This window comes from Gracilibacillus pellucidus (assembly GCF_033949965.1).
Taxonomy (GTDB): domain Bacteria; phylum Bacillota; class Bacilli; order Bacillales; family Amphibacillaceae; genus Gracilibacillus; species Gracilibacillus pellucidus.
This window is the reverse complement of sequence record NZ_JAWZSR010000002.1, coordinates 82313-95473: the sequence shown is the minus strand read 5'-3', so window position 1 is coordinate 95473 and position 13161 is coordinate 82313. Positions and strand designations below refer to the sequence as shown.

General features: G+C 37.6%; 14 protein-coding genes and 2 other annotated features. Of the genes, 11 read left to right on the top strand and 3 right to left on the bottom strand.

Translation table 11 applies throughout. From position 1 onward, the window contains the following. Positions 1 to 51 precede the first annotated feature (51 nt). A complete protein-coding gene (locus SH601_RS03885) occupies positions 52 to 888 on the top strand; it encodes a LysM peptidoglycan-binding and 3D domain-containing protein (protein ID WP_319956936.1) in 837 nt (278 codons plus the stop codon). A 194-nt stretch (positions 889 to 1082) separates the two neighbouring features. Continuing rightward, positions 1083 to 2375, top strand: a complete 1293-nt coding sequence (locus SH601_RS03880; protein WP_319956935.1) for a Gfo/Idh/MocA family protein — start codon at positions 1083 to 1085, stop codon at positions 2373 to 2375. Between the two features lie 103 nt (positions 2376 to 2478). Here SH601_RS03880 and SH601_RS03875 read toward each other — a convergent pair whose 3' ends face one another. The 3 genes from SH601_RS03875 to SH601_RS03865 all read right to left on the bottom strand — a co-directional run bounded on the left by SH601_RS03875 (position 2479) and on the right by SH601_RS03865 (position 4310). After that, the gene (locus SH601_RS03875) at positions 2479 to 3021 is read right to left on the bottom strand and encodes a transposase (protein ID WP_425323693.1); all 543 of its coding nucleotides are present in this window, start codon (positions 3019 to 3021) and stop codon (positions 2479 to 2481) included. A 126-nt stretch (positions 3022 to 3147) separates the two neighbouring features. After that, the gene (locus tag SH601_RS03870; RefSeq protein WP_319956933.1) at positions 3148 to 3855 is read right to left on the bottom strand and encodes a CPBP family intramembrane glutamic endopeptidase; all 708 of its coding nucleotides are present in this window, start codon (positions 3853 to 3855) and stop codon (positions 3148 to 3150) included. Between the two features lie 5 nt (positions 3856 to 3860). After that, positions 3861 to 4310: a MarR family winged helix-turn-helix transcriptional regulator gene (locus tag SH601_RS03865; RefSeq protein ID WP_319956932.1), complete on the bottom strand. Its 450-nt coding sequence runs from the start codon at positions 4308 to 4310 to the stop codon at positions 3861 to 3863. 404 nt (positions 4311 to 4714) lie between these two features. Between SH601_RS03865 and SH601_RS03860 the strand changes: the two genes are divergently transcribed. The 9 genes from SH601_RS03860 to trpA all read left to right on the top strand — a co-directional run bounded on the left by SH601_RS03860 (position 4715) and on the right by trpA (position 12884). Further along, entirely contained in the window at positions 4715 to 4891 is a 177-nt protein-coding gene (locus SH601_RS03860; protein ID WP_319956931.1) for a hypothetical protein, read from the top strand. 380 nt (positions 4892 to 5271) lie between these two features. After that, entirely contained in the window at positions 5272 to 5820 is a 549-nt protein-coding gene (locus tag SH601_RS03855) for a 3-dehydroquinate synthase II domain-containing protein (protein ID WP_319956930.1), read from the top strand. 85 nt (positions 5821 to 5905) lie between these two features. Further along, positions 5906 to 6146, top strand: a binding site (T-box leader). An 83-nt stretch (positions 6147 to 6229) separates the two neighbouring features. Continuing rightward, positions 6230 to 6454, top strand: a binding site (T-box leader). A 59-nt stretch (positions 6455 to 6513) separates the two neighbouring features. Next, positions 6514 to 7893: an anthranilate synthase component I gene (trpE, locus tag SH601_RS03850; RefSeq protein ID WP_319956929.1), complete on the top strand. Its 1380-nt coding sequence runs from the start codon at positions 6514 to 6516 to the stop codon at positions 7891 to 7893. Beyond that, positions 7890 to 8477, top strand: coding sequence for an anthranilate synthase component II (locus SH601_RS03845; RefSeq protein ID WP_319956928.1), 588 nt, complete (start codon positions 7890 to 7892; stop codon positions 8475 to 8477). The genes trpE and SH601_RS03845 overlap by 4 nt, the downstream gene beginning before the upstream one ends. After that, positions 8474 to 9499, top strand: a complete 1026-nt coding sequence (trpD, locus tag SH601_RS03840) for an anthranilate phosphoribosyltransferase (protein WP_319956927.1) — start codon at positions 8474 to 8476, stop codon at positions 9497 to 9499. Before SH601_RS03845 ends, trpD begins: the two co-directional genes overlap by 4 nt. Positions 9500 to 9502: 3 nt before the next feature. Further along, positions 9503 to 10282, top strand: a complete 780-nt coding sequence (gene trpC, locus SH601_RS03835; RefSeq protein WP_319956926.1) for an indole-3-glycerol phosphate synthase TrpC — start codon at positions 9503 to 9505, stop codon at positions 10280 to 10282. A gap of 2 nt (positions 10283 to 10284) precedes the next feature. Then, entirely contained in the window at positions 10285 to 10923 is a 639-nt protein-coding gene (locus SH601_RS03830; RefSeq protein WP_319956925.1) for a phosphoribosylanthranilate isomerase, read from the top strand. Beyond that, positions 10898 to 12103, top strand: a complete 1206-nt coding sequence (trpB, locus tag SH601_RS03825) for a tryptophan synthase subunit beta (protein ID WP_319956924.1) — start codon at positions 10898 to 10900, stop codon at positions 12101 to 12103. Before SH601_RS03830 ends, trpB begins: the two co-directional genes overlap by 26 nt. Then, positions 12096 to 12884, top strand: a complete 789-nt coding sequence (gene trpA / locus SH601_RS03820; protein WP_319956923.1) for a tryptophan synthase subunit alpha — start codon at positions 12096 to 12098, stop codon at positions 12882 to 12884. Before trpB ends, trpA begins: the two co-directional genes overlap by 8 nt. Positions 12885 to 13161 lie beyond the last annotated feature (277 nt).

The following is a 13161-nucleotide window of genomic DNA, read 5'->3' as shown; positions in this document are numbered from 1 at the left end:
TGATCGCTGTGATATAGTGATGCTTGTCAACTTTGAAAGGAGGCAACAATGATGCGGAAATTTTTAGTGTCAGTAGGTTTTGTTGCAACTACATTTTTTATCGTGCTACCAGTTTCAGCAGCAGAATATGAAGTAGTATCAGGAGATAACTTGTGGGAAATCGCACAAGAACATAATACAACTGTTGCAGAGTTAAAGGAAATGAACGAGCTAGATTCAGACTTGATTTTCCCAAATCAAATGTTAGAAATAGATAAAGAGATTACTTATACAGTAGAAAGAGGAGATACATTAAGTAGAATCGCTTCTGAACATGATGTAACAGTGGACGATTTGAAAGAATGGAACAACCTCGAAACAAATTTAATTCTTGTAGATGAAGAATTAACGATTAAAGAACTTAACAAGTCTGAAATACAACAAGAAACAAACAAAGCAAGCGAGTCAAAAGAACAAACAGAGAAACAACAAACAAGTGAGCAGACAGAGAAAAAAGAAGTGAAGCAAGAGCAAAGTAAGGAAGAAACACCTGAAGCTTCTGAACCTGTCGTAGAAAAACAAGATACAGCGTCAACGGAAAGTTCTTCTGACCATAACGGTGAAACATTAACCGTAACTGCTACAGCTTATACAGCAGACTGTGCCGGTTGTTCAGGAGTTACTGCAACAGGAATCGACTTAAATGAAGATCGCAATATGAAGGTAATTGCTGTTGACCCTAGTGTTATTCCACTTGGCTCTAGAGTATATGTGGAAGGTTACGGGGAAGCAATTGCAGGAGATACTGGTGGAGCGATTAAAGGTAACAAAATTGACATTCACGTACCAACTGCATCCGATGCAACTAATTGGGGAGTACGTACGGTAGATGTCACCATTTTAGATTAATAGTAGGATAGAAAGCTCTCTCGAATTATATCGAGAGAGTTTTTTTAGCCAATTAAAACAAATAAACTCAAAAACACTTAAAAGAAATCACAGATTATGAGTTGCTATTTTTAAATAGATATTTTATAATTTTAACAACGTTGTTATTTCGTTTTGTGCAAACGATTACAAAAATATTATTGGGAGTGTTTGATGTGACGAGGAAATATGTTCTAGTTGGAACTGGGGGACGTGCAGAGTTTTTTTATGGTGCGATGGTGCGAGATTTTCAAGAAACGTGTGAGTTAGTTGCTTTTTGCGATAGTAATCAAACAAGACTAAATTACGCGAATAAATTATTAACAGATAAATATGGTGTAGAGGAAATCAACACGTATACGCAAGAGCGATTTGATGAAATGATCGAAACAGAAAAACCTGATATTGTCATTGTTACTTCAGTAGATAGAACACATCATCGTTATATCATTCGTGCGTTGGAATTAGGCTGTGATGTCATTACAGAAAAACCAATGACAGTGGACGCGGAGAAAACGCAAGCAATTATTGATGCGATTGAACGAACAGGGCAAAATGTTCGCGTAACATTTAATTATCGTTATGCACCACATAATACGAAGATTCGCGAGCTTATTCGTGACGATGTTATTGGTAAAGTGAATTCTGTTCACTTTGAATGGGCGTTAGATACGCAACATGGCGCTGATTATTTCCGTCGCTGGCACCGTGATAAACGCAATAGCGGTGGATTACTTGTGCACAAATCTACCCATCATTTTGACTTAGTGAACTTTTGGTTAGATACAGAGCCAGATGTCGTGTATGCGACAGGCGGATTACATTTTTATGGAAAAGAAAATGCAGAAGAGCGTGGTGTAACAAGGTTTTATGAGCGTGCACATGGCAGTGAATATGCCAAAGCTGATCCATTTGCTATTGATTTAGAATCGAATGATCATTTAAAAGCAATGTATTTAGAGGCAGAAAAAGAAGATGGTTACCACCGTGACCAAAGTGTATTCGGGGATGGTATCAATATTGAAGATACTTTAGGTGTGAATGTGACATACAAAAATAAAGCAATTTTAACGTATTCGTTGAATGCCTATTTACCATGGGAAGGCTTCCAGATTGCCTTTAATGGTACGAAAGGTCGGATTGAAGTACAAGTGCGTGAGCAATCATATATCAATTCAGGTGGTAACAAGAGTGATGAAGGAAAATTAGATGAAAAAATGATTCGTGTGTTACCAATGTTTGGTGAACCTTATGAAGTAGAAGTAGAAGAAAAAGAAGGTGGCCATGGTGGTGGTGACCCAGAATTGCTTAATGATTTATTCGGTATACCGAAGGAAGATGAATTCAATCGTGCAGCATCACATATTGATGGCGCGATTTCCATCCTGACAGGGATTGCAGGAAATCAATCATTAGCAACAGGTCAAGCAGTTAAAGTAGATGAATTGGTAGATTTGAAGAGGAAGTAAGAATGGAGATGAGTAGCACAGACAAAAGAAGGTTTGTGCTACTCTTATTTGTTTGACTGGAATTGAGTATTTAGAGACTTTTTTAATCATGCGCAGTTACCTCTTACAAAAGAGCGATATCAAGCGGTATCATGATATAATAAGCTATGTGGAAGAACATTTTATCCAGAAGGGAGTAAAGCACTACTTGTAATTTTATTTGATCATCGAAATCGTTAAGGTCTCTACGTTTCGTTAGAAGAACATAATGGTCTCTCATAAGTTGTCTGCGCTCTTTGGCGGATACCTTTTCACGATTCGCTTTACGTATCTTTTCCAAGGATTCATTAGCCAATTTGACAACATGGAATTGATCAATAATGATTTTAGCATGTGGAATCACCATATTAACTGCGTCTTTGTAAGGTCTCCACATATGCATTGCTACAAGTTCAACTTTATCAATGTCAGGAAGCTCTTCAAAGAAGGTTCCTTCATACTCACGACATTTATATCGTTGTCGCTTAATGGTTAAACCTACACGTTTAGCGTGCATAGGTAAATCAAAGAATAACTGTTCTTTCATACCATGTTTGTAGAGGTTAAGCACTGTGCCACATTTAGGACAATGCGAAGGAGATGGACTGTTGGTACCACCAAAAAACAATAATTGTCTTCAAATTCCTTCATGTCCTTTACTTTGAGATTAGGCAGGTTGAGCAAATCCATCTATACCATTGCCTTTCTTGTTTTAACGTCTGGGTGATTTTTTGTTTCTTAGTTTGTTTTACCTTTATTTACTATGCAACTTAACATATTCACGATTTTGAATTGGCCACCACATTAAATGGAAAAGCATATGGACAAATATAGCTGCTAATAATCCCCCTTGAATGAAGGCTACCCCAGCGAAAAAACCAACCCAAATGTTACCAATAATCGTATACACATACATAAGAGGTTTTGGTTGCGAGGCAACAAGTTTAATAGATGGTAAATGAACAACGGCAAATAAGACACTTGAAATGGAAATTGCAAACAATGTACTAACACGATCACCCATACTCATTAATTGAAACAACCAAATAAATAAGCTAAGCAAGCCCCATCGAAACATAACTTCTTCTACAACTCCGCCATAAAATACACGACTTAAAATACCTGTATTTACATAATGCGTTTCAATTTCCATATAATCTGTTTTTGTTAATCTTGGCACTAAATACATATAATAAAACAACAAATGGCTAAGAGAACAGATAACACCTAGACCTAAACCATATAATAGAATTTGACTAATTTCTATTTGTTGAACAACATGAATCTTAGGAACAAAATAAGCACCCATCGCTGAAAATACAAGTGCTGTTAAGCCATGTGCAATTAATCGTTGCCCATCTGTCACATCATCCTCTTTTATATGTATTTTTTCCGACTGATACATAAAATAAATGCCTGGTATACAAATAGTAAAAACAATAACTAAATAAATCCAATTCATGGGCACTACTCTCCTTTTGCTTTCATTTGTTCTTCCAAAATGATCTTATAGATCTTGTTTACTGCCTGTTCCAATTGACTAATTACTTCGTCATCTAGTTTAGCATAGTATGTTGATACAATTTGCTCATCTACTTTTGCATATAATTCATAAAGTTCTTTACCCTTCAAGCCAAGTGTTACGACAATTTCACGTCTTGAGTTAGGATTAATGGCTCTCTCGATATAATGCTCTTTCTCTAATTTACTTAACAACTGGCTAACTGCACTTGCAGTCACATTCATCTTTTCAGTCAGTTCACTGACTGTTAATGTATTATGCTGCTGGACATGCTCGATAATTAAAGACTGCCTTGGTGTTAATTTATGTTCAAGCACTTCATCGTAGTGATGTAACAATGCGTAGTTTATTTGATCTAATGTTTGAAAAATCCCATTCATTCGCTTTTCTAGCATAAAACCCCTCACTCTATTTAGTTGTATAAACATTTTAGGTATCTAAAATGTTTATTATAAGAATACTATAACTAAATACACACATTAATGCACACGCATAGAAGTAAATTTTATGCACTATCCTATTTGATCTCCAAATAGGAATGCTGGTCTTACCATAAACTTTGATACACAAAATAAGTGTCAGCATAATAAACATTACTATACATTGAAATTAACAAAAGGGAGTGATCTTTCAATCTACCTTCCAATCCTTTCCACCTAAATATAGATTAACAATTTATTAATAAAAATTCAAACTTTGGAATAAGTTGTCAAATAGTTAATCCACAAAAAGGATTTTTTTAAGACAATCCGAGAAACTGAATATATAGTAGCTACATTTATATGACGGAACGTGCTAAGTGCATATTAATGTATTTCACACTACCATCCGATTACAAGAAAAAGTAAAAGTACAAGATATCCCTACATTAGAAGCAATGATTGAAAAGAAAGATGAATTCAAAACAATTGAAGAAATAGAAAACTACTTAGCATTTCTTTTTCTCGCGGTGCAAACGTCCATAATGACAATGTAAAGATCAGACTGAGCCTCATTTCTGCTCTAGTGTTAATGTATGTTCCTTATTCAAAGCTTGTTCGTCTATGCTAATTCCTAGTATGCCAAAAGTGATGATTAATAAAAGGAATAATGCTACTAACCATTTTCGCATTTGTTCCCCTCCTTATTTGTAAATGAGATCATAATTCTATATCATATTTTATAAGAAGACTGTATAAAGTGAGGCTTCAATCAGTGGGAGTTTTTTGCTCCCGCTGATTGTTAGCGAAAATTATCAGGGAGTTAGCGGCCGTTTATCTCCCACTTAGCTTTCACGTTTTCACTCGAACCTTGAAGTGGGGGTTTTTACGGACGTTTACACCGTGATAAATTCTATGGAAAATGAGGGAAAAGATTGTGGTAAATCATCTACAAGAAGCAGAGGTAGTAAAGGTAGAAGAAATTGGTGAAGGTGCACGTGTTTGTTTAGATTTGGTTGATCAGCTTCAGCCGACAGAAGGGATTTTGTTAGGAAATACAGGCCATGGCTACTTTTTTATTTTAGGTGAGAACCGTACAACAGATACATATCCTGCTAGAAGTTTTCGCATAAATAGTGGTGCGATTCATCATTATGTTGTAAAAGAAGAGGAAACGACTGCTTACTTAGCAGAGCTAAAACCTGGCGACATGCTCCCGATTTATAATGAAAAAGGAGAAACGCATCAACTTGCAATTGGTCGAGTAAAAATAGAAAAGAGACCACTTATGAGAATCGTAGCGAAAGTTGGTGATACCGAATTATCTGCTACATTGCAAAAAGCGGATAGTGTTCATCTGTTAACATCAGATCATGAGGAGAAACAAGCTATTTCACTTCAAGCGGGTGATCGGATTTTGGTAAAGGTTGATCAACCAGGTAGACATCTTGGCGAAAGAATCGAAGAAGAAATTATTGAATTTTAATGTTGTGTAAATTTTCAGAAAAAATGATGTTGAGTTATTGACAAACAGAAGTAAGCGTACTATGATAGTATCAACATTTAAAAACGTGATGGCATTGATGAAGAGAAGTAGCTTAACTTTAAGCACTAAAGAGAGCTGATGGGTGGTGTGAATCAGCGTGCAAGGTAAGTGAATGGACTTCTGAGCCCCAAACCGAACGATATTTCTAGTAGGCTTTGGCGAGATACCCACTCGTTGCAAAGGGGTAAGCGTTCATGAGACGCTAATCAAGTGAGTTGTTTTATACAACTAATAAAGGTGGTACCACGGGTTTCCTCGTCCTTTTTCGGATGAGGGAACCCTTTTTGTTTAGTCAACATGTGAATAGTGTCCAGAAAATGTCTTAAAGTGTCCAGTAAAATGATAAGCTAACAAATTGATGAGAAGGAAATGTACAATATTCCCCCTGTATTACAGAGAGCCGGCGGTGGTGAGAGATCGGCATATACGGAATGTTGGAATGGACCTTCGAGAGTGCTTTAGAAATAATAGTACAAAGCAACGACTAATCCCCGTTATCGGATATGGAGTGGAGGACTAAAAAATCCTAGTCCTCAACAAAAGGTGGCACCGCGGTATTTTGACCGTCCTTATGCAAACAAATGACGTTTGTGTAAGGGCGGTTTTTTAATAGTTAAAAAGGAGTCGAGTGAGATGGTGAATTATAAAAGTACGGAACTGAACGGAGATACGATTACCCCTATCTCTATTTTCAATCGAATCAATGGAAAGAAAAAGTTCTTACTAGAAAGCTCAGGTAGCCATGATGATAAAGGACGTTTTTCTTTTATTGGCCTTGATCCATATAAAGAAATGATTGGATCAGCGGAAGAAACGACGGTTATTGATCATACGAATGAAACAACGGAAGTAATCAAGCAGCAACCATTAGAAGTGCTAAAAAGTCATATTCCAAATGAAGAGCTTCCATTGCCATTTGTTTTTTACGGTGGAGCGATTGGATACATTGGCTATGATGCTATTAGGCAATATGAATACATTGGTGAACTATTAGAAGATGAAATCGACATGCCTGATGTTCACATGATGTTCTACCAAGACGTGATGGTTTTTGACCATATGAAGCAAAAGGTTACGGTGATGGCGATTGATTTAGATGGAACGAGAGATGAGGAACAATTAACAGCTAGCTTAGCTCAATTGCAAGATCAGATTTTGACACCTGAACCATTAACACCAGATGAAGAGCTGTTAGTCAGTTTCGAACCATCCATCGAAAAAGATACATTTCTCGAAATGGTGGAAACAGCGAAGCAACATATCGTAGACGGTGATATTTTTCAGGTAGTATTATCTCAGCGAATGAAGGCAAGCTTTGACGCAGAGCCGTTTACCTTTTATCGACGCTTACGAGTAGCAAACCCATCGCCATATATGTATTTCATCGATTTTGATGATTATATCGTACTTGGTGCATCACCGGAGAGTTTAATCAAGACAACCGGACAAAAGGTCGTAACGAATCCAATTGCAGGGACTAGGCCAAGAGGTAAAACAGATGTAGAGGATCAACAACTAGCAACAGAATTATTAGCTGATCAAAAAGAATTAGCGGAACACAAAATGTTAGTCGATTTAAGCCGTAATGATCTTGGGCGCGTTTGTGAGATTGGTTCGATTACGATACCTAAATATATGACGATTGAACGTTATCAACATGTTATGCACATTGTGTCAGAAGTTCACGGAGAATTAACAGCCAATTATACAGGGATAGATGCACTAATATCTACATTACCTGCTGGAACCGTATCAGGAGCACCGAAGATTCGTGCGATGCAAATCATCAATCAGCTAGAAAACAAAAAACGTGGTGTTTATGCCGGAGCTGTCGGCTATATCAATATGAATGGTAATGTCGATTTAGCGCTAGCGATTCGAACGATGGTGATTAAAGGAAGTCAGGCATATGTGCAAGCCGGAGCAGGAATTGTCTATGATTCGGATCCACAATCCGAATATCAAGAAACATTGAATAAGGCGAAGTCGCTATTGGAGGTAAGTAAAAAATGATGCTATTAATTGATAATTACGATTCCTTTACTTATAACTTGTTTCAATACATTTCAGAACTTGGGAAGGGTGTAAAAGTTGTCCGTAATGACAAGATTACATTAGAAGAAATCAGAACGTTACAGCCTGAAGCGATTATTTTATCACCTGGACCCGGTACACCTGAACAAGCGGGTATTTGCATTGATGTTGTCCAACAGCTTGCACGTGAGTTTCCGATTTTAGGGATTTGTTTAGGACATCAAGCAATTGGTGCAGCATATGGCGCAACCATTACACATGCAGGGCAAATCAAGCATGGTAAAACATCAAGAATACATCATCAAAACGATGAAATCTTTGATTATTTGGAACAGCCATTAGAAGTAATGCGGTATCACTCATTAGTCATTGACAAAAAAACAATCCCTGATCAGCTATTAGTTACGGCAACAGCAATGGATGATCAAGAGATCATGGCGATTAAACATACGTACTTACCTGTTTACGGTTTGCAATTTCACCCAGAATCAATTGGAACAGGAAGAGGGAAGAAGATATTGAATAATTTCTTTCAAGCAATTAGAAAGGAGAAGACAGCATGAGACAGTTTATTGATAAAGCGATGGAAAAGGAACATTTCACATTGGAAGAAATGGAAGCAGCAGCACGCACAATGTTTGCGGAAGATACAAGTGATATAGCGATCGGTGGTTTTTTAACGGCGTTGAAAACAAAAGGCGAAACGGCAGATGAAATAACAGGGATCGTAAATGTTATTCGCGAAAAATCCACATTAAAGCTACCAACAGACATTTCTGGTGCAATGGATAATTGTGGTACTGGCGGAGATGGATCACAAAGCTTTAACATTAGTACTACATCAGCTTTTGTGATTGCTGGTGCAGGAATTACCGTTGCAAAGCACGGCAATAGAAGTATCTCAAGTAAAACAGGAAGTGCAGATGTGCTAGAGCATCTAGGTATTTCTTTAGATTTATCGACAGAACAAACAAATGAAATTTTACAAGATAACGGTATCGCCTTTTTATTCGCCCAAAATGTGCATCCAGCGATGAAACGAGTGATGAAGGCACGCAAGGAATTAGGTGTACCAACTATTTTCAATCTGATTGGTCCGTTAACGAATCCGGTTGAGTTATCAACACAATTGCTTGGGACATATCGTCGAGATTCGTTAGAGACGTTAGCAAATGTTCTTAACAAGTTAGGGAGAAAGCGAGCATTAGTATTAAACGGTGCTGGTCATATGGATGAAGCATCATTAGCAGGAGAAAATCATCTTGTCTTGTTAGATCGCGGCGAGATTATGCAATTTACGTTAACTCCCGAAGAAGTAGGTTTACCAGTTGTGGATAATGACTTAATTCGTGGTGGGGATGCTAAGGATAATGCGGTCATTTTACGAGAAGTATTAGAAGGTAAGAAAGGACCACATCGTGATACGGTTTTATTCAATGCAGGTTTAGCTATTTTTGCCAATGGTAAAGCACAAACGGTTCAACAAGGTGTGGCAATGGCGCGTGAGTCGATTGATTCTGGTGCAGCATTAATGAAATTAGAAAACTTAATCACTTACAGTAATGCAGTAAAACAAGAGGTGTAATCGATGACTATTTTAGAAAAAATTTTAGCGGAAAAAGCGAAAGAAGTAGTAGAACTAAAGGAAAATTATCGTCCCGGACAAATCAAAGGAAAACGAGTGGATGTTTCTTTATATGAGACCTTTATGAAAGCAGAGAAAATGAATGTTATTGCAGAAATGAAACGTGCTTCCCCGTCAAAAGGATTAATTAATGATGGTGTAGACCCTGCTATACAAGGGCGTAATTATGCAGCTTGTGGAGCTGGTGCTATTTCGGTATTAACGGATAGTCCTTTTTTTCAAGGGACAATAGAGGATATGCAACAAGTAAGGGAAGTTGTTGATATTCCTGTGCTAAACAAAGATTTTATTATTTATGAAATCCAAATTGATCGTGCTTATGATGCTGGTGCAAATGTGATTTTGTTAATTGCAGCAGCACTTCCTGAACAAAGACTAGCGGAATTGTATCACTACGCTAGTGATAAGGGGCTAGAAATATTGTTTGAAGTACACAATGAAGACGAATTAGCGGTTGCGAAAAGAATTGGCGCGCAAATTATCGGTGTGAATAATCGTGATTTAAAAACATTCGAAGTCGATCTAGCAACAACGGAACGGCTTGCTGAAAAAATCGATACATCAAATATTTTGTTAATTAGTGAAAGTGGCATGAAAAAAGCAGCAGATGTAGAACGGGTAAAAAATGCTGGAGCAAGAGGTATTCTAGTTGGAGAGACAATGATGCGTTCTGCTAATTTACAAGAAACATTCGCTAATTTACGGATACCGTTAGGAGAATGAACATGGTTCAAGTGAAAATTTGTGGGTTGCAAACGATAGAGGCGGTTGAGGCGGTTGTTTCAGCAGGCGCTGATTTTATCGGATTTGTTTTCGCTGAAAGTAAGCGAAAAATCACGAAAGACAAAGCAATCGAACTAGCTCAAGTTGTACCAGAGCACGTAAAAAAGGTTGGCGTGTTTGTCAATGAAGAGGCAGAAATGATGAAGGAAATTGCCCATGCAGTTGGTTTAGATTATGTGCAGCTACACGGTGATGAATCAGCTACCTTTTGTCAGGAATTAGGTTTACCAGTGATAAAAGCATTCGAAGTGCGAGAAGCGAGTGATTTGGAAAAGCTGAAAGAATATGACTGTGAGTATTATTTACTTGATAGTCCAGCAGGCAAATATCGTGGTGGATCAGGAGAAACATTTAACTGGCAACTAGCAAAAGAATATGATTTTTTAAATAAGAAGATTTTACTTGCAGGTGGTTTAAATACAGACAATGTAGCGGAAGCAATCGAGGAAGTATCTCCATTTGGAGTAGATGTATCAAGCGGTGTGGAAACAAACGGTGAAAAGGATATAGCGAAAATAAACGCATTTGTAGATGCAGCAAAGAAAGGTGATAAAGATGGCGAATTATCAAGCACCAAATGAAACAGGACATTACGGGGAATATGGTGGCAGATTTATACCAGAAACATTAATGCCAGCAGTGTTGGAACTGGAAAAAGCATATAAAGAAGCAATTGAGGATAAAACGTTCCTCGATGAATTTAATTATTATTTAAACGATTATGTCGGAAGAGAAACACCATTATATTATGCAGAACGATTCTCTAAGAAATTTGGCGGCCCGAAGATTTATCTAAAACGTGAAGACTTAAACCATACAGGTGCCCATAAAATTAATAATGCATTAGGTCAAGCATTGTTAACTGTACGAATGGGAAAGAAAAAAGTTGTAGCAGAAACAGGAGCAGGTCAGCATGGGGTAGCAACCGCAACGGTTTGTGCTTTACTTGGACTTAAGTGTGTCATTTTTATGGGGAAAGAAGATGTGCGTCGTCAGAAGTTGAATGTGTTCCGAATGGAGCTATTAGGTGCTCGAGTGGAAAGTGTTGATCAAGGTAGTGGAACGTTAAAGGATGCTGTTAATGAAGCATTACGTTACTGGGTAAGTAATGTGGAAGATACGCATTATATTATCGGTTCTGTTGTTGGACCACATCCATTTCCGCAAATCGTTCGTGATTTTCAAAGTATGATAGGTTCTGAAACGAAGCAACAAATCAACGAAAAAGAAAACCGCTTGCCAGATGCAGTCGTTGCATGTATTGGTGGTGGTAGTAATTCGATGGGGATGTTCTATCCATTTGTCGAAGATGAGAAAGTGAAGCTTTACGGTGTTGAAGCAGGTGGAAAAGGTGTTGATACAGATAAGCATGCTGTCACACTAAGCCATGGGAAAAAAGGGATTCTGCACGGAACAATGACCTATTTATTACAAGATGAGCATGGTCAAATTCAAGAAGCACATTCGATTTCAGCAGGGCTTGATTATCCTGGAGTTGGTCCTGAACATAGTTATCTTCGAGATATTGGCCGTGTTAACTATGTCGATATTACCGATGAAGAAGCATTAGAAGGGTTGCAGGAATTATCGAAAACAGAAGGGATTATTCCCGCATTGGAAAGCTCTCATGCGATTGCATATGCAATGAAATTAGCGAAAGAGATGACACAAGATGAAGTAATGGTTATTTGTTTATCAGGACGTGGGGATAAAGATGTGGAAACAGTAAGAGAAGCATTAGGTGGTGAGCAAAATGGGTAAAGCAAATATTGAACAAGCATTTAAAAGTGTATTGGAACGCGGTGATAAAGCCTTTGTACCATATATAATGGCTGGTGATGGTGGCTTAGAGCAATTGGATGAGCAGTTAGCCTTTTTAGAAGAGGCAGGGGCGACGGTTGTGGAATTAGGGATTGCTTTTTCTGATCCGGTTGCAGACGGTCCTGTTATTCAAGAAGCGGGTCTACGTGCATTAGAAAACGGTGTGTCATTAACCGCTGTATTAGAAAAATTAGCAGAAGGAAAAGCAAAACGAACTATTCCCATTGTGCTGATGACATATATGAATCCAATTCATGCATATGGTGTGGATAACTTTGCTGTAGCTTGTAGAGAAGCTGGTGTGGACGGCTTGATTATTCCGGATTTACCACTTGAAGAGGAGGATATTATCGTCCCAACGCTACAAGAAGAGGAGATTGCCCTTATTCGTCTTGCTGCTTTGACAAGTACAGAAGAACGTTTACGAGAAATTAGCAAACGTACAGAAGGTTTCCTTTATGCAGTAACGGTTACCGGAACAACTGGTGTTCGTTCATCATTTCAAGAAAATCTTGGAGCACATTTAACAGTATTACAAGAGCAAAGTAATGTGCCTGTTCTAGCAGGATTCGGTGTATCAAGTCCAGAACATGTACATTCTTTAACGGAACATTGTGATGGTGTTGTAGTAGGTAGTAAGATTGTTGATTCATTATATAAAAACGATCGTGAGACAATACGTGCGTTAATCACCTCAGCAAGCATTTCAAAACAGAAATAAATCAAGAATTTGTTCATGATTGTGGACAATTCTTGAGATGAAGTCAATATTTTTGAAATATTCACAACATATCCACAGATTATGTAAGAGGCCTGCATAATCTATGGATATGTTTTATTTTTAATAAGGATGAAGTTATGCAAACGTTGTTATTTTATTCATTGTTAACAATTATATATATGTTTAGTCCGCAACTGCCAAAAATCCAAAAAAAAGATAGGTATTCGTAAAAAAATGAATTCACACAGTTAATGTAAGGTGGCATACTGAAAATAAG

What these genes read in the sequence shown, in the direction of transcription:
- SH601_RS03865 (WP_319956932.1), bottom strand. Translation starts at nt 4,310, where the DNA reads ATGCTAGAAAAGCGAATGAATGGGATTTTTCAAACATTAGATCAAATA.
- trpC (WP_319956926.1), top strand. Translation starts at nt 9,503, where the DNA reads ATGACTATTTTAGAAAAAATTTTAGCGGAAAAAGCGAAAGAAGTAGTA.
- SH601_RS03870 (WP_319956933.1), bottom strand. Translation starts at nt 3,855, where the DNA reads ATGAATTGGATTTATTTAGTTATTGTTTTTACTATTTGTATACCAGGC.
- trpE (WP_319956929.1), top strand. Translation starts at nt 6,514, where the DNA reads ATGGTGAATTATAAAAGTACGGAACTGAACGGAGATACGATTACCCCT.
- trpB (WP_319956924.1), top strand. Translation starts at nt 10,898, where the DNA reads ATGGCGAATTATCAAGCACCAAATGAAACAGGACATTACGGGGAATAT.
- SH601_RS03845 (WP_319956928.1), top strand. Translation starts at nt 7,890, where the DNA reads ATGATGCTATTAATTGATAATTACGATTCCTTTACTTATAACTTGTTT.
- SH601_RS03885 (WP_319956936.1), top strand. Translation starts at nt 52, where the DNA reads ATGCGGAAATTTTTAGTGTCAGTAGGTTTTGTTGCAACTACATTTTTT.
- SH601_RS03830 (WP_319956925.1), top strand. Translation starts at nt 10,285, where the DNA reads ATGGTTCAAGTGAAAATTTGTGGGTTGCAAACGATAGAGGCGGTTGAG.
- trpA (WP_319956923.1), top strand. Translation starts at nt 12,096, where the DNA reads ATGGGTAAAGCAAATATTGAACAAGCATTTAAAAGTGTATTGGAACGC.
- trpD (WP_319956927.1), top strand. Translation starts at nt 8,474, where the DNA reads ATGAGACAGTTTATTGATAAAGCGATGGAAAAGGAACATTTCACATTG.